This is a genomic window from Chryseobacterium sp. MHB01 (assembly GCF_034651565.1).
GTDB lineage: Bacteria > Bacteroidota > Bacteroidia > Flavobacteriales > Weeksellaceae > Chryseobacterium > Chryseobacterium nepalense.
In genome coordinates this window covers 102,043-123,015 of the sequence record NZ_JAYEDA010000010.1, presented here as the reverse complement: position 1 = coordinate 123,015, position 20,973 = coordinate 102,043, and the positions used below count along the sequence as shown (strand labels likewise).

Here is a 20,973-nt window from a genome sequence, read left to right as displayed (position 1 = left end):
TTAACATCGTATGCAAATTTATTCATTTCAAAAACATTAAATTTGTGTATTAAATAAATTGAATGAAATACGTTTTACTTACGCTCATTTCAGCGATGCTATTATCCATTTCGTGGCCTACTTACGGAGTTCCTTTTTTTATATTTTTCGCATTGGTACCGCTTCTGATGATGGAGCATGGTGTTTCTAAATTTTCAGACTTTAAGAGAAAAAGCTGGGTAGTTTTCGGACTGTCTTATGTATGTTTTATTATCTGGAATGCGGTGACTACCGGCTGGCTGTACGGAGCAAAAAATCCGGATGGAAGCCATTCGATATTGGCTGTTTTATTCCCGGTATTGGTTAATTCGCTTCTTTATTCTTTGGTATTTCAGTGTTATCACTGGTATAAAAATGCACAGGGGACATATTGGGGACTGGCCTTTCTGGTAGCCATCTGGATGAGTTTCGAAAAATTCCACTTGGGATGGGAATTTACCTGGCCCTGGCTGAATCTCGGCAACGTATTTTCAGAGTATCCCAAGGTGATTCAATGGTATGATACACTGGGTGCTACCGGTGGAAGCTTCTGGATCTTACTGATCAATGTTTTGATCTTTTATACAGTGAGAATCTGGCAAGCCGGAAGAAAAAGAAAAGACCTTATTAAAAATACTTCAATTGTTGCGGTTCTGATTATCGTACCGATGATTATTTCGGTTGTACAGTATAATAATTTTAATAAAAAACCAACCGGCAGCGTAAATGTATTAATGCTTCAGCCCGACCTTGATCCTTATGCTGAAAAATATTCCAAAGACAGCCTTGTTATAGAAAATGATCTTTTGGATCTGGCCGAAAAAAATTCAAAAGGGAAAATAGATTATTATATTGCTCCCGAAACCGCACTTCCGGGCAGAGGTTCAATTTCCGAGCGTGGTTTTGAGAAAAGTGTTATCCTGAACAATCTTAAAACGTTTTTATCTAAACATCCAGGGTCTGTATTTGCCACAGGAATTTCTTCACACAAATTTTATACTTCCGAAGAAAATCTTCCAAAAGAAGCATATCAGCTAAATCCCGGGCTTTGGGTTGAAAGTTTTAATTCTGCCGTTCAGGTTATTCCTAACCGAAAAGTTGAAGTATATCACAAAGGAAAGCTGGTTCCCGGCGTTGAGATTTTCCCTTATATGAGCTATCTGAAGCCTATTTTAGGTGATGCGATGCTTAATCTGGGAGGAACTGTTGCTTCCCTTGGCACAGACAAAGAAAGAATGGCATTTGCCAATCCTTTCAATAAAGGCAAAATGGCGCCTATCATCTGCTATGAAAGTATTTATGGAGAGTTTACCGGAGAATATGTAAAAAAAGGAGCCAACTTCTTAGGGATTATGACGAATGATTCATGGTGGGGTGTTTCAGAAGGACACCGTCAACTTTTATCTTATGCAAAACTTCGTGCGATAGAAACCAGAAGAGAAATTGCAAGAGCTGCCAACAGCGGAATTTCGGCTCATATTGACGCCAGAGGAGAGATTATTGAAGATACTTTTTACGGAGACAAAACAGCCTTATTTGCAAAAATACAACTGTATGATGAGATGTCTTTCTATACTAGAGCGGGAGATTTGCTTTCCCGGTTTTCAATTTTTGCCCTGGGCTTTTTGTTATTTTATTTTTTAATAACACGATTTCAGGAAAAAACCAGGAAAGGTCGAGCAGCGTAAAGCAGGATAGAAAAACAGCAATTATCTGAAGTAAATATCAGCAACTTATTTGCAAATAATTTTCAAAAGATTTGTCTATCTAAAAAATTCTTCGTTATTTTGCACTCTCAAATATTATAGTACAAATAAGAACATCGAGATATGTCAAGAATTTGCCAAATAACAGGAAAGCGTGCAATGGTTGGTAACAACGTTTCTCACGCTAATAACAAAACGAAGCGTCGTTTTGAAATTAACTTATTGGAGAAGAAGTTTTACCTTCCGGAGCAAGATAAGCACGTAACACTGAAAGTATCAGCTCATGGATTGAGAGTGATTAACAAGATTGGAATCGAGGAAGCTCTTGAAAGAGCAACTAGAAACGGATTGATTAAAAAGTAATTGAATCATGGCAAAAAAAGGAAACAGAGTTCAAGTAATCCTTGAATGTACAGAGCATAAAGAAAGCGGTATGCCAGGAATGTCGAGATACATTTCTACAAAGAATAAAAAGAACACCACTGAAAGACTGGAGTTGAAAAAATACAACCCGGTTCTTAAGAAAGTAACTGTTCACAAAGAAATCAAGTAATTATTAAAATATAATTTACCATGGCAAAGAAAGTAGTAGCAACCCTACAAAGCGGTCAGTCTAAAAAAATGACCAAAGTGGTGAAAATGGTTAAGTCTTCCAAGTCAGGAGCTTACGTTTTCGAAGAAAAAGTAATGAATGCAGACGAAGTAGACGGTTATTTGAAAAAATAATCTACACTTTATTTACAATATAAAAAACTACTCAGCTTTTGGGTAGTTTTTTTGTTATCTTTGCTTTAATCTAGCTGGAAGTCAGAAGCTGGAGGCTGAAGTCGGTACAAAATTGCAGAACTTCAGACTTCCATCCTCAGCTTCTATCTTTAATTAATAAAATTCCGTAATTCATAAAGATGAGTTGGTTTAAAAAAATTTTTAAAAAAGAAGAGAAAGAAACCTTAGACAAAGGATTGGAAAAATCCAGCCAGGGCTTTTTCGAAAAAATGACGAAAGCCGTAGTCGGTAAAAGCAAAGTAGACGATGAGGTTCTGGATGACCTTGAAGAAATACTTATTGCCTCTGATGTCGGCGCATCCACCACCATCAAAATCATAGAAAGAATTGAAGAGCGTGTCGCAAGAGACAAATACGTAAGCGTAAATGAACTGGACAAAATTCTCCGTGAAGAAATTTCAGGATTACTGCTGGAAAACCCTCATGCAGGAACAGGAAATATAGATACTTCTAAAAAACCTTACGTAATAATGGTGGTGGGAGTAAATGGTGTAGGAAAAACAACCACTATAGGTAAACTGGCTCATCAATTCACATCAGAAGGTAAGAAAGTGGTATTGGGAGCTGCAGATACATTCCGCGCTGCCGCAGTAGATCAGCTGGTGATCTGGAGTCAGCGAGTGGGCGTTCCTATTGTAAAGCAGGAAATGGGATCAGATCCAGCTTCCGTGGCCTTTGACACCGTACAAAGTGCCGTTGCCCAAAATGCGGACGTTGTAATCATTGATACAGCGGGAAGGCTTCATAACAAAATCAACCTGATGAATGAACTTTCCAAAATTAAACGAGTAATGCAAAAAGTTATTCCTGATGCGCCACACGAGGTTTTACTCGTTCTTGACGGCTCTACGGGACAGAACGCTTTTGAGCAGGCCAAACAATTCACTGCTGCTACAGAAGTAAATGCTTTAGCAGTAACCAAATTGGACGGAACGGCAAAAGGAGGAGTTGTAATTGGTATTTCGGATCAGTTCCAGATTCCGGTGAAATATATAGGGGTCGGTGAAAAGATGCAGGACCTGCAATTATTTAATGGTACAGAGTTTGTAGATTCATTTTTCAAGAAGAGATGATGTAAAAAATCATGTTTTCCCAAAACAGCAATAAACCAAACTATAAATATTAACATTAAAAAATGCAACTATGGGATTTTTAACATGGATTATTTTCGGACTACTGGCCGGAGCACTAGCTAAAGCGATAATGCCAGGGAAACAGGGAGGCGGAATGCTTATTACAATGATTCTGGGTATTATTGGAGCTTTTATAGGAGGAGCAATAGGCGTATATGTGCTTCATTGGGGAGATGTAGATTCTTTCTGGAATTTCAGAAGCTGGATCTTAGCCATCGGAGGCGCTTTAATTGTTCTCTGGATTTACGCAATGCTTACACGGGAAACCAGGGCTTAGCTAATAAAAAACTAAAAACGGCGGATTTGAAATTCAAATCCGCCGTTTCTTTGTATAATATAATTTAGTTAATTTTAATCTGATAAGGCATTTCCATTTTTATTTCGGACTGCAGTTTTCTCTTTTCTGTAACCTGCTGAAGGATTTCATAGTTTGATTTTCCAATCTTATTTTTGATCACTCTTGCCGAAATTTCATCTTGATTCAGATCATTAAATATCTGTTCAAAAGGAGTCATGCTTTTAGGATATGAAGCAATACCATACGATTTCAATCCCGCTTTCTGTGCGGCAAATTTTACCGCATCATTTAATGTTCCCAATTCATCTACAAGTCCTATTTGTTTAGCCCTTGTTCCGCTCCACACTCTTCCTCCTCCAATATTATCAATCTGTTCAAAAGTTTGTTTTCTGTTCTGCGTTACAAAATATACAAATCTTTTATAGGTACCCTCAACACTTCTTGTAATAAGATTTACTCCGTAAGGGGTGACTCCATTTAAAGAAGAATAATACTGAGAATTGGCATTCGTTGAAACAATATCAGAACGTATCCCGTTTTTATTAGCAATATCTTTAAAATAAGGAATAACACCGAAAACACCTATTGATCCCGTCAATGTATTAGGTTCAGAATAAATTTTATCCGCCGCCATCGCGATGTAATAACCACCGGAAGCTGCATAATCCCCAAAAGAAACAATAAGCGGTTTTTTCTTTTTTAACTGCTGAAGCTCAAAAAGAATTTCATCAGAAGCATTTGCACTTCCTCCCGGAGAGTTAATTCTAAACACCACAGCTTTCACTTTATCATTATTCTGAAGATCTTTAATGTATTTAATATATTTTTCAGAATGGATATCATTATATTCGTCTCCTCCATAAATTGATCCCGAAGCATATAAAACGGCAACTTTATCTCCAGACTTTTCATTATCGGAATATGAAGCAATATATTTTCCTAAGGAAATTTTATTTAATTTTTCATCATCTTTTACGTTTAATTTTGATTTGATTAACTGATCATATTCAGTTTTCTGGATCAGCTTATCTGCAAGCTTGTATCGAAGTCCCAATTCAGGAATCATTCCATAAAGGCTGTCTACTACCATTCTGAAGGCAGCCGTATCAATTTTTCTGGAAGCAGCCATCTTGGAAGATGTATTTTTCCATATATCGTTCAAAAGAGTACTGAGCTGCTCTTTATTCTCAGGAGAAATATCATTTCTCAGGAATGGTTCAACAGCAGATTTGAATTTTCCGTGGCGGATTACCTCAATACCGATACCGTATTTATCTGCAAAATCTTTAAAAAAGGTTACTTCGGTAGCCAGACCTTTAAGTTCGATCATACCTGCCGGATTCAGATAGTACTGATCTGCAACAGACCCTAAATAATAAGAAGCCTGGGAAACAGCATTTCCATACGCATACACAAACTTCCCGCTTTTCTTAAAATCTGCGATAGCATCTCTCAGATCATCGATCTGGGTGACACCGGCGTTCAGATTATCCGCTTCAATACTGATTCCTTTAATATTATCATCTGTTTTGGCTTTATGAATCGCCTCAACTGCATCATAAATCAAAACATTTTTGTTCTGTTCGCTGATATTAAACAATCCCGTCTGTTCTTCAGTAGGACTGTCAATAATATTGGTTTTCAGATTAATTGTAAGTACGGAATTCTTTTTTACAACTACAGACTTTTCACTACCCATAGCGCTAAAGACCAGCATTATGATGAAAAAGAAGAAAAACACGACACATAATATGACGATAGCCACTATATTTGCCAGTACATTTTTAAAAAAGCTTTTCATAAACAATCATTTTTTCAATATGTCGCAACATAAAGTCGTTTTGTTACTTGGAAGTAATCTCGGGGATCAAAAAAAAAATCTGCAGACTGCCCTGGACAAAATAAAACAGGCAGGAAATGAAATATTTAAAGTAAGTGATTTTTTAACATCCGAAGCCGTGGAATTTGCCAGTTCCAATATTTTTTGTAATATTGCATCAATAATATTCACACATCTTTCACCATTTCAGCTCCTTACTCTTGTAAAAAGTATTGAAGCGGAAATGGGGCGAACAGACGATTCTGCTGTAACCGGCGGTCATACCGACAGAGTTATTGATATTGACATCGTTACGTTCAATGAGATAAAGTTTATATCAGAAAGGTTAAAAATCCCTCATCAAAAACATCTTTCTGAAAGAGAATTTTCAAGAATATTATTAAAAGATTTTATCTAAAAACATAAAAACATATTGTATGAAATTAAGTTTATTGTTATTGGCTGCAATGCCTGTTGCAATGTATGCGCAGGATAGTATTGCTGTCACATCAAATGATATGTATCCTAATACATTTACTTCGGGTTCTGCTCATGTACAACCCTTCAACAATGCATCCAGACGATTTAATGACTGGTCTGTATCAATTGGTGGAGGTGCTGCATTTATGGTTCACTCAGACCTTAAATCTATTACAGATCAAAAGATTAACTGGGGCTATAATTCGTATATAAGCCTGGACAAACAGATCTCTCATGCTTTCGGAATAAGTCTTATTTACCAAAAAGGTGAAACCACGCAGAAAGCACAACTGGAAGGAGCCGCAGGTATCGCTGCGGGAATAGGGGAAGCAAAAACGAAATATAATCAGATTGCTTTAATGGGTGATGTTAATTTTTCAAATCTTTTAAGAAGAGTAGACAATCATTCTCCCTACAGATGGGCTATGCATGGATATGCAGGTATCGGTATCATGAGCTACAATACTTCCCTGCATGATAATAATGAATTCAGATGGAGTACCGTCCCCGCAAGAATTCCTTTATTTATCAATCAGAAACTGGATATAAATTCCATTTACTATCAATTGGGGCTTGGTATAAAATATAATGTCTCCAGGCTTATTGATCTTGAAGCAAGAACCATGTATGTCATTAGTGGTGACGATGAGTTTGACGGCGGAGGAAATGCAGGACCGGCAGACTATGACCCGAGTTCTAAAGTTTCTAAATACAACATGATCAATAAAAGAAGATCAGACAATGCATGGACCGTAAATCTCGGACTCTCTTTCAAATTAGGAAAACATATGACTCATCTCGCATGGCATGATCCTCTGCAGGAAGCGTACTACAGAGCCTATATTCTGGAAAATAAAAGTCCGGAGCTTATCGTATGCGAAAAAGGAGATGCAGATAATGACGGTGTGTGCGACGATTGGGACAGACAGCCTGACACTCCTGCAGGAGCAAGGGTAGATGGAGCAGGCGTTGCTTTGGATATCGATATGGACGGCGTTATAGACCTGAATGATAAATGTGTTACCGTTCCCGGAACCGTTGAGAACCAAGGTTGCCCAACAAATAAATAACTATTATTAAATAACTAAAAAAAATACATATGAAATTAAGTTTAGCAATTGTTGCATTAGCGCTGGCTGTTCCCGCAACAGGCTTTGCACAAGACTCAACAGCAGTCTCTTCAAGCAGAGAATATCCAAATACATTCTCTTCAGGTTCTGCAAATATTTCCCCATTTACAAATAAATCAAAAAGATTCAATGATTGGGCAATTTCATTTGGGGTAGGTGTACCATTGGTTCAATCTGCAGATTTAACATCCATAAAAAATGGAAACGGTAAAGACTTATTTGGTTACTCGGCATATGTAAGTATCGACAAAGCAATTACTCATGCTTTTGGTATTAACTTACAATATGACAGAGGAGAAACCAGACAAGGTTGGTTCAATACGAAAAAAGATGCACCCTCAAATGCCTCAACATATCAGCAGGTAGGTGCCAGAACGCAATATGATGCCATTTCATTGCTTGGAGACATCAATCTCTCCAACCTGTTCAGAAGAGTGGATAACCATTCGCCATACAGATGGGCTTTTCACGGATATGCAGGTTTGGGAACTTTAGCATACCGCGCCTATCAGAAAGATGAAACAGGAGACAGAATGGTAGCTGAAGTTAAGCCATTTAAATTAGGATCTATGTTCGCACAGGCTGGTGCAGGTCTCAAATTCAAAGTAAACCGAAGAATTGATCTTGAAGGAAGAGTAATGTATGCAATCACAGGTGATGATGAGTTCGATGGTGGAGGTGATAAATACAGTGCTATCAACCAAAGAGAAGAACAGGTATCCGATAATTTCTTTAATGCAACATTAGGAGTTTCATTGAAATTAGGAAAACATGAATCTCATTTGATGTGGCATGATCCGCTTCAGGAAATGTATTATAAACTGGATGTTCTGGCCAGTAAAAACCAGGATATTGAAGTATGTAAAAAAGGAGATCTTGATAACGACGGCGTTTGTGATGATTGGGACAGACAACTTGACACTCCTGCAGGAGCAAGGGTAGATGGTGCCGGTGTTGCACTTGACACTGATCTTGATGGGATAATTGATCTCTACGATAAATGTGTAACAGTTCCAGGACCTGTTGAAAACAATGGATGTCCTATTGCAGCTCCAAATTCAGATGGAAAGACTGTAGTAGATAGCACCACATCATTAGAAGGAATTGAATTTGAATTAAATTCAGACAGAATCTTACCTTCAAACACTCCTATCCTGAACAATGCCGTTAATTATATTAATTCTTCAAGCGGAACTTATACCGTGATCGGAGCAACGGATACAAGAGCTTCTGAAGCATATAACCAAAAATTATCTGAAAGAAGAGCAAATAACGTTAAAGATTATTTAATCCAAAACGGTGTACAGTCGGACAAATTAAATGCTGTAGGAAGAGGTGAAAAAGATCTTAAATATCCTGAATGTAATCCAGCTACAAAATGCCCTGAATGGAAAAACAGAGCCAACAGAAGGGTTTATTTTGAGGCTAAATAATATTTAAATTTTATAAAATAATATTAAAGTCACGCAAAGCGTGGCTTTTTTTGTCAGCTTAGTTTCACTATTTTTATCCCATGATTTCCCAACAAGATTTTCAAGAATTAAAATTCAAAACCTTAAAATATTTTTGGGGTTATGATAACTTCCGGGATTCCCAGGAAGCCGTTATTGATTCTGCTATTAATGAAAAAGACACACTTGTCCTTTTACCAACAGGTGCAGGAAAATCACTCTGCTATCAGCTTCCTTCATTATTAAAAGAAGGAACCTGCCTGGTAATTTCACCACTTCTGGCATTAATGAAAGACCAGGTAAGCCAACTGAAATCAAGAGGGATTGAAGCTGAATATTTGTCTTCTGAACTGGATGAATATGATGCAGAAGGCATCTATAACCGTTGCAAGGAAGGGTTGACCAAATTGCTTTATATCTCTCCTGAAAGACTTACCAATAAACAGTTTCTTCAAAATATTGAAGAAATTCAATTGTCTTTTATTGCAGTGGATGAGGCACACTGTATTTCAGAGTGGGGGCAGGATTTCAGGCCAAGCTATCAGAACATCAAGGAATTTAGAAGAAATAATCCTAAAATATCCTGTCTGGCCTTAACGGCAACGGCAACACCGAAAGTTTTGGATGAAATAAGAGCAAAGCTTGAACTTAAAAATCCCCAGATTTTCCAAAGGAGTTTTAAGAGGGAAAATATCAGAATTCTTACAGAAGAAGTTTCCGATAAATTCCAGAAAATCTATGATATCCTGAAGTTTACCAAACAGTCCGGAATTATTTATGTAAGAACAAGAAAAGAAGCAGAGCTGCTGAGCGAGTTTTTACAGAAAAACCAGTTAAAAAACGTTGATTTTTTTCATGCAGGCCTTACAACAAAGGAGAAAAATGCCAAACAAACCATCTGGAACAACAGCGATAATCAGGTTCTCATCTCCACGAATGCTTTTGGAATGGGAATTGACAAGGACAATGTTCGTTTCGTGATTCACTACTCCCCTGCTCCTTCCATTGAAAATTATTATCAGGAAATCGGAAGAGCCGGAAGAGATGGTGAAGAAAGCTTTGCCTTCTTACTTTGGAACAGGCAGGAACTTTCTAATTTTGACGATATATTAAAAAACCAGATTCCCAACAAAGCTGAATTCTTAAAAATCCTCACATACCTCTATTCCATTTTTCAGGTAGCAGAATTTGAAATGCCTGAAAAAGTTTTTGAGCTTAATTTAAACGGAATTCAAAATTTTACAAAACTTTCTTCAGCCAAAATTAAAAATGTTCTGAATTTCCTTCATAATCAGGAAATTATTTATTTCAATGATCATAAAAGTCTTTCATCTCTTCAGCTTTTAATGCAGGCCGATGAAATTGAACAGCTTCCGCATAAAGATGCTTATTTTATTGAACTCATGCTTCGTACAATCTCGGGAATTACAACACACAAAGTCATGTTCAGTGAGCAGCAGGTGAGCAATAAAATCGGGGTGAGTATTCATTTAATTAAAGAAAGACTTAAAGAACTTCAACAGAAAGGATATGTTGAATACGTAGACGGAGCACTTTCCAGCATTAAATTTTTAAAACCCAGAGACGAACGATTGAATAATTCTCAGTACTGGAAGCTTTTTGAACACATTCAGAAAAATAAAATCCAGAAATGGGAAGAAATGAAGTTTTACATTGAAGATAACCGCTATTGCAAAATGAAACTGATCCTTACCTATTTTGGTGAAAAGAAATCTAAAAACTGCGGAACGTGTTCTGTTTGTGAGAAAAACAGACAGTCTATTTTTGGGAAAAATATTTCTGGTGAAATCATTCAGGTTCTTGCTAAAAAGGCCTGTACAATAGAGGAAATTTCCATCCAGCTGAATTATCATCCTAAAGAAAACATTCTTGAGACTCTTATTTATCTTTTGGATTCCGGTAAGGTAAAAATGCTTAATTTCAGAACATATGCTTTAGCCTAAGTTATATCAGATTTTATCAATAAACAGCTTATCTTTGCATCATGAAATCATTGAAAGTCGTTTTTTTGGGCACCCCGGAGTTTGCGAAGACTTCTTTAGAAGCCATCCATCATTCTCATCATGAAGTAGCAGGTGTTGTAACCGTGGCGGATAAAGCAAGCGGTCGCGGACAAAAAGTTAATCAGTCACCTGTAAAAATTTTTGCGGTGGAAAACAATATTCCTGTTTTTCAGCCTGAAAAATTAAGAAATCCTGAATTTCTGGAAGAGTTGAAAAAACTGAATGCCGATGTTTTTGTAGTCGTTGCATTCAGGATGATGCCGAAGGTACTTTTTGAAATGCCAAGAATGGGAACTTTTAACCTTCATGCATCGCTGCTTCCGGATTACAGAGGGGCAGCACCCATTAATTACGCTGTGATTAATGGCGAAGAAAAAACAGGAGCTACGACTTTTTTTATCAATGAAAAAATTGATGAAGGAAATATTCTTCTTCAGGAAGAATTACCGATTCTACCTAATGAAAACGCAGGAAGCCTCCACGACAGGCTTATGGAAATGGGTGCCAAACTGGTCGTAAAAACACTTGACGGACTGGCCGAAAATACCATTACGGAAAGACCCCAGCCACAGGTGGAGCATCCTAAAAATGCTTATAAAATATTTAAAGAAGATACTAAAATAGACTGGACAAAAAAATCCAGGGAGATTCATCAGTTTATCTTGGGAATGTCTCCTTATCCTGCTTCTTTCACGACATTAAAAATCGGAGATGAAGAAAAAGGATTGAAAATTTTCGGGGGTGAATTTAAAGTTGAAAATCATGATAAGCCTGCCGGAACTCTGGATATTTCAAAAAATGAGTTTAAAATCTATACTGCGGACGGAACATATTCCCCTTTAGAACTGCAGCTGGAAGGAAAGAAAAGAATGAATATTAAAGACTTTCTGAACGGATTCAGAAGCTTTGAACAAATAAAAATGGCTTGATTTCCTCAAGCCATTTTATATGTTGTCGGTCGTGAATTTTGCTTTGCAAGTGAATAGTCAATTTTGCCCTAAAAAAAATTCACAAGCAGCAAATTGACCATTTACCATTCACTTTTAAAGTTGTACCATCTCGGTTACCTCAACATCATACCCTCCAACCTGAGGCCTGATATTAGGATTCTGAGTGATCACCTTAAATTTATTGATTCCAAGATTTTTCAGGATCTGCGTTCCGATCCCGTAATCTCTGTAATTGTAAGCTAATGTCGGATGTTGAACCTGCCCATCCTGATAATTCAGGAACTGTTGAAGTTTTCTTAGTGTATTTTCTGAATTGGAAACATTATTAATAAAAATAATAGCACCTTTTCCTGCTTCATTGACCATATTGGTTACTTTTTCCAGCAAAGGTTTTTCACCGTTATTTAATCTTGTAAGCACGTCAAAATAAGAATCTGAAGACTGTACTCTTACCAAAACAGGCTCATCAACTGTCCATGCTCCTTTTGTTAAAGCAAAATGAATCTGATCATTTGAAGTTTCCCTGAAAGCAAAGAAATCATAATCTCCATAAGCCGTTTTCACTTTCCTTTCTTCAATTCTTTCAATAAGATTTCCTTTTTTAAGCTGATAATGGATCAAATCTTCAATTGAAACAATCTTCATATCATGTTTCTGAGCAAAAGCATACAATTCAGGCAAGCGCGACATCGAACCGTCTTCGTTCATAATTTCACAGATCACACCTCCTTCTTTTAATCCTGCCAAACAGGTAAGATCAATCGCAGCTTCTGTGTGGCCGGCTCTTTTCAGAACACCTCCTTTTTTGGCACGAAGCGGGAAAATATGTCCGGGACGCATAAAGTCTGTAGGTTTTGACTTTTCATCCATCAAAGCAAGAATGGTTTTGGCTCTGTCGGCTGCAGAAATACCCGTTGAAGTTCCGTTTCCGAGAAGATCTACAGATACGGTAAAAGCCGTTTCCTTCGGATCACTGCTTCGGCTTACCATCACTTCCAGCCCGAGTTCATCACATCTTTTTTCAGGCAGGGGCATACAGATCAATCCTCTTCCGTGAAGAGCCATAAAATTAATGATTTCCGGTGTCGTCAGTTCGGCGGCACAAAGAAAATCTCCTTCATTCTCTCTGTCTTCATCATCTACTACTATGATTATTTTACCATTTTTAAGGTCTTCAATAGCCTCCGGAATAGTATTTAATTTAATATCAGACATTTTTACTTTAAATTTTCGCAAAGATACTCATAAAATAAGCATCTCCCAATTATGATAAGGGTTTGTTATATTTTTAATATAGCGTCTTTAGCTTTTCTGAAAATCGAATAGGAATCTAATCTTTTCTGATGATCATAAATATGAGAATTAATCATCAGTTCATTGACATTAAATTTCTCTTGAAAGGTTTTAAGCTGTTCTTCAATTTCTTCCTGATTACCTATCAGCGTATAACGAAGTTTCTGTAAAACCATGTTTTTTTCCATCGGCGACCAAATGTTATCCATATCATCAACCGGCGGAGCAAAAGGTTTTCTGTCATTTCGGATGATATTAATAAATGCCTGGAATAAAGTGGTGGAAATTTTGTGGGCTTCTTCGGAAGTTTCTGCAGCCACCCCATTGATACAGGCAATTACATAAGGTTGATCACAATATTCTGACGGCTCAAAATTTTGTCTGTAGATATTGAAAGCCATTTCCATCTGTTCCGGAGCAAAATGTCCTGCAAACGCATAAGGAAGTCCGAGTTCTGCTGCTAAAAAAGCACTATCTGTACTCGAACCCAGAATATACAAAGGAATATCAAGACCTTCCCCCGGAATAGCCCTTACAAGTGCCTCGGAATTGTCTTTGGAAAAATATCTCTGTAATTCAAGAATTTGTCTTGGAAACTGCTGATTGATAATGGCCGGATTTCTTCCTAAAGCCTGCGCCGTGAATCCATCTGTTCCGGGCGCCCTGCCCAGTCCCAGATCAATTCTTCCCGGGAAAAGAGATTCCAGGGTTCCGAATTGTTCTGCGATGACCAGGGAACTGTGGTTCGGAAGCATAATGCCTCCTGAACCCACTCTTATTTTTTTGGTTCCGTTGGCAATAAAACCAATCAGGACGGAAGTTGCCGAACTGGCAATGCTTTCCATATTGTGATGTTCTGCAAGCCAGAATCTTTTATAGTTTAAATTTTCAGCATGGTTTGCCAAAGACAAACTATCCTGAAAGGTATCGTGAATGGTCTTTTCCTGTTTTACCGGAGCAAGATCCAGCACGGATATTTCGAAGTTTTGCATAATTTCAAATTTTAGGTTCTTAAAACCTTGGCAAATTTAAAACTAATATTTTGCATTAGTTACTTTTTGTAATTGATAAGACTGATCGGTGAATTCAGGGAAAAACTATTGGAAAAATTTTTATTAGTTTTTGTCTTAAGTAAGCTGCCAGTTGCATTATGAAGTATTTCAATAAATATAAAAAGGCTGATAATACAATTTTACCAGCCTTAATTATATATGTTTAAGATTAATCTATTTATTTTATATTCTTATATCGCTTATAAGTCTGTTTAGATTTTCCTTTTTCCTGGTTCTGCATAACAAGCACATCATCAGTAAGCTCATGAATTTCAAATGTTTTTTCCTTTCCCACCATGGTTATTTTGAGAATTTTCTTTGATCTTTCGATCTTATAAGGCCCTGTCATCCCTCCAATCATTGCTTTGGTTTTGCCATCTTTCATTTCCAACGTGGCAGTACTATCCTTATCAAAAGTAAAAACCCCGGTGGCAGTGGTATTTGCAAAAGAATCCTGATACCAAGAACCAATTAAAAGATTATAATCGTAATCATCCTTTTTATCGGAATTAAGAAATAATAAAAGAAAAAAAATAATTAAATATTTCATAATAATTGCTATTTATCATTAAAAATACAAAATTACTTCAATTGGCATCATATTAATTTAAGATAACTTAAATCCTTCCCTTCTCCTTAAGATAATTAAAATGATTGATCAGAATCCTGATTTCATTAAATTCAAAATGACTAGGAAGTGCATTTTTCCATTCTGTCAACGTCTCTTTAGGATCAGCTTTAAACATGTCTTCAAAAGCTTTAATTTTATCCGAAGTGATCACCCTTGAAATATCCAATAATCCCTGCTCCGCAAATTTTGCCAGATGCCCGATTACCGTTTCTTTGACCAATCCTCTTTCCAAAGCAATTTCCGAAATGGTTTTTCCCTGCTCAAACAACTGAAAGGTAAGAACCTGAGAAGGCACTTTCGCTATCTTCAGGCTTACTTCCTGATTATTTTTTTCATCCAGAAGCTTCGTTTCCAACAGATGGATTTCTTTTAAACTGTTCAGATATTCTTCAATATCTTCCAGCCACACCCTGAATTCTTCGTTATATTGTTTTAAACCTTTAGTACCTTTAATTTCAGCATAAAAATCTTTCAGCGGACTGAAAATTTTATCCCTGATCTCCGTAAAAAAGAAATTAACCGCTCCTTTTGTTTTATTTTCAATTTCAGACCATTCTTCTTTCTGCTCGATAAAATTATTAACCTTCTGGGAAATTACTCTTTCCAGTTTTTCAAATATTTTACCGAGGTTAACAATCTCATGTTTCAGCTGCAAATAAAGCTGATTTGTCTTTACATGATCTATACTTTTCGTAGCCACGGAAAGTTTATTCCATTCTTCCACTTCTTTCAGCAACCATTGAGAATCTACGGTACGAAGCACTTTTCGGATGCTGTAATCATACTTTTCATTATTTAAAATAGCCTCAACCTTATCATTGGCTACCGTGTCACTGTGAAAATGAAGAATTCGGTTATCTTTAAAAATAACTTCCGGGGTAATTCTGGATTTTAAAACAATACCCTCCAGCGTTCTGCATCGTGATAATGCCACATAAACCTGCCCTGCCGTAAAGCTTTTTCCGGCATCAATAATCACTTTGTCGAAAGTAAGTCCCTGGCTTTTATGAATGGTAACTGCCCAGGCAAGCTTTATCGGAAACTGCTCGAAGCTTCCCAAAACTTCCTCTTTGATATTTTTATCGGTATCAAGGAAGTATTTTTTCTGTTCCCAAACCTCTCTTTTTACCGTAATTTCTCTTTCGCTGCCGTCAAGAATTACTTTGATTTCGTTCTCATCCAGCGCAGAAATTTCGCCCAGTTTTCCATTAAAATATTTTTTCTCTCCTGAAATATCATTACGGATAAACATAATCTGAGCGCCTATTTTCAAATCTAAAAACTGTTCGTTCGGAAACTGGTTTTCCCTGAATTCCCCGAAAAGTTTGGCTTCATAGGTTTTAGAACTTACCTTTAATTCATCCAGCTTTTCCTGGTTGATATCGTCTGCCATTTTATTATGGGAACAGAGATAAACATAAGGCTCGTCACCCATTTCAAAATTGGGGTCGTATCTTTCATTTAAATGCTCAAAATCGATATTGGCGACATCACCGTCACGGATCGCATTCAGTATGGCAAGGAAATTTTCATCAGACTGCCTGTACACTTTCGTCAGTTCTATCGTAATTAAAGGTATTTCTTTAATAGCGTGGCTGTCGAAGAAAAACGGAGAGTGGTAATACATTTTTAAAATATGTTCGTCTCTCACCACCGGCGGAAGCTGATACAAATCCCCGATAAATAACATCTGAACTCCTCCGAAACGCTGGTTATTTCTCCGGATAAACCGCAGGGAAAAGTCCATCATATCCAGAACATCAGCACGAAGCATGGAAACCTCATCGATGATGATGATTTCCACTTCCCGCAAAAGTTTCAGCTTATCTTTCCGGTATTTGAAATGCGGCATCAGGTCAGCAATATTGTTTGCCAGACTGGTATCAATTCTTTCGGTAGTGGGAAGAAAAGTCCGCAGCGGAAGCCCAAACATCGAGTGAATGGTAACGCCTCCTGCATTGATCGCCGCAATTCCTGTAGGTGCAACGACAATATGTTTTTTTCGGGTGCGTTTTACAAATTCATTAAGAAAAGTGGTTTTCCCTGTTCCTGCTTTTCCCGTTAAAAATACACTCCGGTTGGTATGTTCTATTAAGTCAAAAAAATGATTGTTCATCGCCTTCAAAATTACGGAAAATGAAATTTAAATCCTTACCTTGGCATAACTTTTGAAAAATCTTCAACATAACGAGAGAAAAACAACTTATGAAAATCCCTGTATTAGCCTTGTGCGTGATGCTTTTTACGGCTTCGTGCTCTTCAACAAAAAATACGGATGCCAGTCTTCCTAAAGATATTTCGGAGAGACCTGCTGACGAAAACAGCCAGAAGTATGATCAGGCACAACTGGATAAATTAAAAGCTTCCATAGAATCTGAAATTTCAAAAGAAAAATGTACGGATGCTGCAGAATGGACCTTTGCACCCATGGGAGCAAAAGGATGCGGCGGACCTCAGCTGTATATCGCTTATCCTAAAAAAATGGAAACTTCCATATTACCAAAAATCAATGATTATACCGAGAAGGTAAAAGCATTTAATCAGAAATACAGTGTAGTATCTGATTGTATGATGGTAATGCCGCCTTCATCAATAAAATGTGTTAATGGAAAAGCCGAATTGGTGAATTCTTAAGAAAAAATAAAATCTTGCTCTATAGGCAAGATTTTTTTTGTGATAAACTTTTAAATCAATGATGAATTGTGAATGTTAATTCATGAAAATAAATAAAAATTTACCTTTCACAATTCGTTATTGACCAATTATCCTTCCACATGTTTTACGTTTTCTTTGTACCAGGAAGAATATTTTACATAATTATCAGCAATTCTGTTTACTTCTCCCTCAAGCAGCAGGGAATTAATATCTTTGATCTTTCTGGCCGGAACTCCACCCCAGACTTCACCTGATTTGATGTGCGTTCCTTGGGTCACAACAGAGCCTGCACCTACAATAGAATTTTCCTCCACAAGACAATCATCCATAACAATTGCACCCATTCCGATCAATACATTATCTTTAATGGTACAACCATGTACAATGGCATTATGCCCGATAGAAACATTATTTCCGATATTCAAAGGATGTTTCTGATAGGTGCAGTGCAGCATCGCATTGTCCTGAACATTCACTTTATTTCCCATCTTTATATAATGAACATCTCCCCTGATTACCGCATTGTACCATATACTACAATCCCGTCCCATGGTAACATCACCGATGATGGTGGCCGTTTCTGCCAAAAAGGTATTCTCTCCTATCTGCGGTGCTTTTCCTAAAAGTTCTTTGATAAGTGCCATATTTAATTTGAATTTTAATATTGTGATTGAATTGGGTTTTATCATTGATGATTTTTAAATCATACCGATAGCAAAAATCTAACTTCTTCCCTCCCTCTTCTAATTTCTAATTGCGTATTTTTGTATCTCAAATTTAAAGAAAAAATGCATACTATACTTATAGAGCCTACTGAAAACCCGAAAGTGATGAAATTTGTGGCGGATTACAACCTGATTCCCGGTTCTCTTGAACTGGACAGAGATTCGGATATTTCAGAAATTCCCATGGCACAGGAGCTTTTCAACTATCCGTTTGTGGAAAGAATTTTTATTACGGCTAATTTTGTAGCAGTTGCAAAACAAGATACGGTAGCATGGGAACATGTTGCGGAAAGCCTGAAAAATGTAATTGAGGATGAGCTTCTGGCCAATCCGAGAATTTATCTTCAGAAGAAAAAGGAGCTTTACCAGATTTATGCTGAAATGACCCCGAACCCCAATGTGATGAAATTCGTTTCCAACAGATTGCTTCTGGAAGGATTTGTGGAAGTGAAATCAAGAGACGCTGCAGACGGAGTTCCTTTGGCGGAGGCGATTTTTAAAGAATTCGATTTTGCTAAAGAAGTATTTATTTCTGACAACTTTGTTGCCGTAACAAGAGACAATTCCGTAGAGTGGCATCAGGTTATGATGACAGTACGGGCGCTGATTGCAGAATATCTTCAGAATGGTGGGCAAATTTCAAATATTGAAGCTCAAAAACATGAAAACCCTGTAGAAAAGATCATCAACAGAGACTACACAGAAGACGAGCAGAAAATTTCTGACATCCTGAATGAATACGTTGCTCCTGCCGTAGAAAACGATGGCGGAAAAATATCTTTAATGGAATATGATCAGGAAAATAAAACCGCAAAAATGCTTCTGCAGGGAGCATGCTCCGGTTGTCCAAGTTCTACCGCTACATTAAAAAACGGAATTGAAAATATCTTAAAACAATTCGTTCCCGATCTGGTAGAACGTGTAGAAGCCGTTAACGGATAATTTAAAAACCAAACTAAGAATCCGAAGAAGAATAGTAAACTATAAATTAAAAAATCTTGCAGAAAGAATCTTCCAATTCAAAAAAAGGAATTTTATTGGTAAATCTCGGTTCGCCAAAATCTACGGATGTAAAGGATGTAAAGAAATATCTTGACGAGTTCCTGATGGACGAAAAAGTAATTGATTACAGATGGATCTTCCGTGCACTTCTTGTACAGGGAATCATCCTGAAAACACGTCCGCCAAAATCCGCTGAAGCCTATAAAACCGTCTGGACGGATGAAGGATCACCTTTGATCGTTATTACCGAGAAAATCCGGAAGAAATTACAGAAACTGGTTGATGTTCCTGTAGAAATCGGGATGAGGTATGCCGAACCCAGCATTGAAACGGGAATTCGTGCTCTTGCTGAAAAAGGAGTCACCGAAATCGTCCTTTTTCCCCTGTATCCTCAATATGCGATGAGCACCACAGAAACCGTTATTGAAAAAGCTGAAGAAGTAAGGAAACAGAAATTTCCGGGAGTAAAAATCAATTATATTCAACCATTCTACAACCGTGAAATCTATATCAACTGCCTTGCCGAAAGCATTCGCGAGAAACTTCCTGAAAATTTCGATGCGCTGCAGTTCTCATATCATGGGGTTCCGGAAAGGCATATCTTTAAAACAGATCCCACCAAAACCTGCAACCTCAACGATTGCTGCACAAGGGAGAATAACCCGAGTCACCAATTCTGCTATCGCCACCAGTGCTTTAAAACTACAGAAACCGTTATTGAAAAACTGAATCTGCCCAAGGAAAAGGTTATTGTATCGTTTCAGTCCAGGCTTGGAAAAGATAAGTGGATCGAACCTTATACAGATGAAACCTTTGAAACCATTCCTAAAAAAGGAATTAAAAACCTTGCAGTTGTTTGTCCGGCGTTTGTTTCAGACTGCCTGGAAACACTTGAGGAAATATCGGTTGAAGGGAAACATCAGTTTACAGAAGCCGGCGGCGAAAATTTCCATTATATTCCGTGCCTGAATGACGAAGACCGATGGATTGAAGTTGTTAAAACCCTATGTGAGGAAAAGCTCAATGAATTTTATTTAGTTTAAAATATCAGCCTTCAGTTTTTGAAGGCCTTTTTATTTACCATTTAATTTTATAAAAAAATACCACTACCCCCCCCCTAATTACGAGAAACAGTATCAAATATTTACATTTTATTTTATTATACCCCTAAAATTTTAAACTAAATATTAAAAATTTAAATATTTTTCTTACCTTTACCCCATCAAAACAACCTCATTAACCTTTAAAAATAAAAATGATGAGTGCAACTGCAGAAATTTTAAAAAGAAAGATTGAGAACTTTGGTCCTGATGCTTTAGAAGCTTTTGCAAAAATGATGGAAAGCTTTGAAGAGAAGAAGACTCCTCCGGTTTCTCCGTTTCATATGGATGAAATTTTATACAGGATTCAGTTTCATAATGAAAACCCTTCTACCAAACTGGATTTTTACGAAAATATTTCGGAGCTGAAAAAGTATTGTGCTTAAATGAAAATTCTTCTTTCTTCTATTGCAAAAAATGACATAAGGCTTCTTATGAGGGTTTTTAGTGCAGAAAACAAACAAAAAGGAATCGATTTTCTGGAAGGCCTTAAAGCCACTATCAATAACATCTCACAGCATCACGAAAGATCTGACGGAATTAACGTCTGCTCAATGGAAGACTTTCCTGTTTCTGTTCATTATATTTTTGAAAATGAAGAAACACTGTTTGTAACAGCTATATTTAAATTAAACTGATTTCCAGACTATTATTATATTAAGCCTTGCCGCCGGTTTGTCGGTGAGGTTTTTTGTTTTTTGCGATTTTAAACCAGTTTTT

At 37.1% G+C, this 20,973-nt stretch carries 22 protein-coding genes; 16 read left to right on the top strand and 6 right to left on the bottom strand.

The window, feature by feature from the left end; all coding sequences use genetic code 11:
- The first annotated feature begins 62 nt into the window (after positions 1–62).
- The 6 genes from lnt to U9K52_RS16125 all read left to right on the top strand — a co-directional run bounded on the left by lnt (position 63) and on the right by U9K52_RS16125 (position 3,920).
- The gene (gene lnt / locus U9K52_RS16150; RefSeq protein WP_322927356.1) at positions 63–1,706 is read left to right on the top strand and encodes an apolipoprotein N-acyltransferase; all 1,644 of its coding nucleotides are present in this window, start codon (positions 63–65) and stop codon (positions 1,704–1,706) included.
- 141 nt (positions 1,707–1,847) lie between these two features.
- Entirely contained in the window at positions 1,848–2,087 is a 240-nt protein-coding gene (gene rpmB / locus U9K52_RS16145; RefSeq protein ID WP_029294538.1) for a 50S ribosomal protein L28, read from the top strand.
- Between the two features lie 7 nt (positions 2,088–2,094).
- Entirely contained in the window at positions 2,095–2,277 is a 183-nt protein-coding gene (rpmG, locus tag U9K52_RS16140; RefSeq protein ID WP_027379950.1) for a 50S ribosomal protein L33, read from the top strand.
- A gap of 20 nt (positions 2,278–2,297) precedes the next feature.
- Positions 2,298–2,450 carry a DUF4295 domain-containing protein gene (locus U9K52_RS16135; RefSeq protein WP_002976755.1) on the top strand — a complete coding sequence of 51 codons (153 nt, stop codon included), beginning with the start codon at positions 2,298–2,300 and terminating at the stop codon, positions 2,448–2,450.
- 179 nt (positions 2,451–2,629) lie between these two features.
- On the top strand, positions 2,630–3,583 hold the full coding sequence (gene ftsY, locus U9K52_RS16130) for a signal recognition particle-docking protein FtsY (protein ID WP_066440877.1): 954 nt from the start codon (positions 2,630–2,632) through the stop codon (positions 3,581–3,583).
- Positions 3,584–3,653: 70 nt separating this feature from the next.
- Positions 3,654–3,920: a GlsB/YeaQ/YmgE family stress response membrane protein gene (locus U9K52_RS16125; RefSeq protein WP_248391128.1), complete on the top strand. Its 267-nt coding sequence runs from the start codon at positions 3,654–3,656 to the stop codon at positions 3,918–3,920.
- Positions 3,921–3,984: 64 nt separating this feature from the next.
- Here U9K52_RS16125 and sppA read toward each other — a convergent pair whose 3' ends face one another.
- Positions 3,985–5,742 (bottom strand): signal peptide peptidase SppA, encoded by a 1,758-nt coding sequence (gene sppA / locus U9K52_RS16120; protein WP_322927353.1) that lies wholly within the window; start codon positions 5,740–5,742, stop codon positions 3,985–3,987.
- 19 nt (positions 5,743–5,761) lie between these two features.
- On the opposite strand from sppA, the gene folK reads away from it, so the two are divergent.
- The 5 genes from folK to fmt all read left to right on the top strand — a co-directional run bounded on the left by folK (position 5,762) and on the right by fmt (position 11,774).
- Positions 5,762–6,178, top strand: a complete 417-nt coding sequence (gene folK, locus U9K52_RS16115; protein ID WP_248391119.1) for a 2-amino-4-hydroxy-6-hydroxymethyldihydropteridine diphosphokinase — start codon at positions 5,762–5,764, stop codon at positions 6,176–6,178.
- Positions 6,179–6,197: 19 nt separating this feature from the next.
- The gene (locus U9K52_RS16110) at positions 6,198–7,310 is read left to right on the top strand and encodes a hypothetical protein (protein WP_322927352.1); all 1,113 of its coding nucleotides are present in this window, start codon (positions 6,198–6,200) and stop codon (positions 7,308–7,310) included.
- 29 nt (positions 7,311–7,339) lie between these two features.
- On the top strand, positions 7,340–8,803 hold the full coding sequence (locus U9K52_RS16105) for an OmpA family protein (RefSeq protein WP_322927351.1): 1,464 nt from the start codon (positions 7,340–7,342) through the stop codon (positions 8,801–8,803).
- Positions 8,804–8,883: 80 nt separating this feature from the next.
- Positions 8,884–10,785 (top strand): ATP-dependent DNA helicase RecQ, encoded by a 1,902-nt coding sequence (locus U9K52_RS16100; protein WP_322927350.1) that lies wholly within the window; start codon positions 8,884–8,886, stop codon positions 10,783–10,785.
- Between the two features lie 41 nt (positions 10,786–10,826).
- The gene (fmt, locus tag U9K52_RS16095; protein ID WP_322927349.1) at positions 10,827–11,774 is read left to right on the top strand and encodes a methionyl-tRNA formyltransferase; all 948 of its coding nucleotides are present in this window, start codon (positions 10,827–10,829) and stop codon (positions 11,772–11,774) included.
- 114 nt (positions 11,775–11,888) lie between these two features.
- Here the strand turns inward: fmt and ribB are convergent, their stop codons facing one another.
- The 4 genes from ribB to U9K52_RS16075 all read right to left on the bottom strand — a co-directional run bounded on the left by ribB (position 11,889) and on the right by U9K52_RS16075 (position 16,887).
- Positions 11,889–13,010, bottom strand: a complete 1,122-nt coding sequence (gene ribB, locus U9K52_RS16090; protein WP_322927348.1) for a 3,4-dihydroxy-2-butanone-4-phosphate synthase — start codon at positions 13,008–13,010, stop codon at positions 11,889–11,891.
- A gap of 65 nt (positions 13,011–13,075) precedes the next feature.
- Complete coding sequence (locus tag U9K52_RS16085; protein WP_322927347.1) at positions 13,076–14,080, bottom strand: LLM class flavin-dependent oxidoreductase; 1,005 nt, start codon at positions 14,078–14,080, stop codon at positions 13,076–13,078.
- 238 nt (positions 14,081–14,318) lie between these two features.
- Positions 14,319–14,690, bottom strand: a complete 372-nt coding sequence (locus tag U9K52_RS16080; RefSeq protein WP_322927346.1) for a hypothetical protein — start codon at positions 14,688–14,690, stop codon at positions 14,319–14,321.
- Between the two features lie 67 nt (positions 14,691–14,757).
- Positions 14,758–16,887, bottom strand: a complete 2,130-nt coding sequence (locus U9K52_RS16075) for a helix-turn-helix domain-containing protein (RefSeq protein ID WP_322927345.1) — start codon at positions 16,885–16,887, stop codon at positions 14,758–14,760.
- Positions 16,888–16,976: 89 nt separating this feature from the next.
- On the opposite strand from U9K52_RS16075, the gene U9K52_RS16070 reads away from it, so the two are divergent.
- On the top strand, positions 16,977–17,405 hold the full coding sequence (locus U9K52_RS16070) for a hypothetical protein (RefSeq protein WP_248391102.1): 429 nt from the start codon (positions 16,977–16,979) through the stop codon (positions 17,403–17,405).
- A gap of 128 nt (positions 17,406–17,533) precedes the next feature.
- Here U9K52_RS16070 and U9K52_RS16065 read toward each other — a convergent pair whose 3' ends face one another.
- Positions 17,534–18,070, bottom strand: a complete 537-nt coding sequence (locus U9K52_RS16065; RefSeq protein WP_248391100.1) for a gamma carbonic anhydrase family protein — start codon at positions 18,068–18,070, stop codon at positions 17,534–17,536.
- Positions 18,071–18,214: 144 nt separating this feature from the next.
- On the opposite strand from U9K52_RS16065, the gene U9K52_RS16060 reads away from it, so the two are divergent.
- The 4 genes from U9K52_RS16060 (at position 18,215) to U9K52_RS16045 (ending at position 20,891) form a co-directional block, all read left to right on the top strand.
- On the top strand, positions 18,215–19,093 hold the full coding sequence (locus tag U9K52_RS16060) for a NifU family protein (RefSeq protein WP_248391097.1): 879 nt from the start codon (positions 18,215–18,217) through the stop codon (positions 19,091–19,093).
- Positions 19,094–19,149: 56 nt separating this feature from the next.
- Positions 19,150–20,196 (top strand): ferrochelatase, encoded by a 1,047-nt coding sequence (gene hemH / locus U9K52_RS16055; protein ID WP_322927344.1) that lies wholly within the window; start codon positions 19,150–19,152, stop codon positions 20,194–20,196.
- Between the two features lie 212 nt (positions 20,197–20,408).
- On the top strand, positions 20,409–20,639 hold the full coding sequence (locus U9K52_RS16050; RefSeq protein ID WP_248391094.1) for a hypothetical protein: 231 nt from the start codon (positions 20,409–20,411) through the stop codon (positions 20,637–20,639).
- Complete coding sequence (locus tag U9K52_RS16045) at positions 20,640–20,891, top strand: hypothetical protein (RefSeq protein ID WP_263601475.1); 252 nt, start codon at positions 20,640–20,642, stop codon at positions 20,889–20,891.
- The last annotated feature ends 82 nt before the right edge of the window (positions 20,892–20,973 follow it).

Coding starts and splice junctions, on each gene's coding strand:
- U9K52_RS16080 (WP_322927346.1), bottom strand. CDS start 14,690: ATGAAATATTTAATTATTTTTTTTCTTTTATTATTTCTTAATTCCGAT.
- folK (WP_248391119.1), top strand. CDS start 5,762: ATGTCGCAACATAAAGTCGTTTTGTTACTTGGAAGTAATCTCGGGGAT.
- rpmG (WP_027379950.1), top strand. CDS start 2,095: ATGGCAAAAAAAGGAAACAGAGTTCAAGTAATCCTTGAATGTACAGAG.
- rpmB (WP_029294538.1), top strand. CDS start 1,848: ATGTCAAGAATTTGCCAAATAACAGGAAAGCGTGCAATGGTTGGTAAC.
- U9K52_RS16065 (WP_248391100.1), bottom strand. CDS start 18,070: ATGGCACTTATCAAAGAACTTTTAGGAAAAGCACCGCAGATAGGAGAG.
- U9K52_RS16085 (WP_322927347.1), bottom strand. CDS start 14,080: ATGCAAAACTTCGAAATATCCGTGCTGGATCTTGCTCCGGTAAAACAG.
- U9K52_RS16135 (WP_002976755.1), top strand. CDS start 2,298: ATGGCAAAGAAAGTAGTAGCAACCCTACAAAGCGGTCAGTCTAAAAAA.
- U9K52_RS16075 (WP_322927345.1), bottom strand. CDS start 16,887: ATGAACAATCATTTTTTTGACTTAATAGAACATACCAACCGGAGTGTA.
- U9K52_RS16060 (WP_248391097.1), top strand. CDS start 18,215: ATGCATACTATACTTATAGAGCCTACTGAAAACCCGAAAGTGATGAAA.
- U9K52_RS16050 (WP_248391094.1), top strand. CDS start 20,409: ATGATGAGTGCAACTGCAGAAATTTTAAAAAGAAAGATTGAGAACTTT.
- sppA (WP_322927353.1), bottom strand. CDS start 5,742: ATGAAAAGCTTTTTTAAAAATGTACTGGCAAATATAGTGGCTATCGTC.
- lnt (WP_322927356.1), top strand. CDS start 63: ATGAAATACGTTTTACTTACGCTCATTTCAGCGATGCTATTATCCATT.
- U9K52_RS16125 (WP_248391128.1), top strand. CDS start 3,654: ATGGGATTTTTAACATGGATTATTTTCGGACTACTGGCCGGAGCACTA.
- U9K52_RS16110 (WP_322927352.1), top strand. CDS start 6,198: ATGAAATTAAGTTTATTGTTATTGGCTGCAATGCCTGTTGCAATGTAT.
- ftsY (WP_066440877.1), top strand. CDS start 2,630: ATGAGTTGGTTTAAAAAAATTTTTAAAAAAGAAGAGAAAGAAACCTTA.
- U9K52_RS16105 (WP_322927351.1), top strand. CDS start 7,340: ATGAAATTAAGTTTAGCAATTGTTGCATTAGCGCTGGCTGTTCCCGCA.
- U9K52_RS16070 (WP_248391102.1), top strand. CDS start 16,977: ATGAAAATCCCTGTATTAGCCTTGTGCGTGATGCTTTTTACGGCTTCG.
- fmt (WP_322927349.1), top strand. CDS start 10,827: ATGAAATCATTGAAAGTCGTTTTTTTGGGCACCCCGGAGTTTGCGAAG.
- U9K52_RS16100 (WP_322927350.1), top strand. CDS start 8,884: ATGATTTCCCAACAAGATTTTCAAGAATTAAAATTCAAAACCTTAAAA.
- ribB (WP_322927348.1), bottom strand. CDS start 13,010: ATGTCTGATATTAAATTAAATACTATTCCGGAGGCTATTGAAGACCTT.
- U9K52_RS16045 (WP_263601475.1), top strand. CDS start 20,640: ATGAAAATTCTTCTTTCTTCTATTGCAAAAAATGACATAAGGCTTCTT.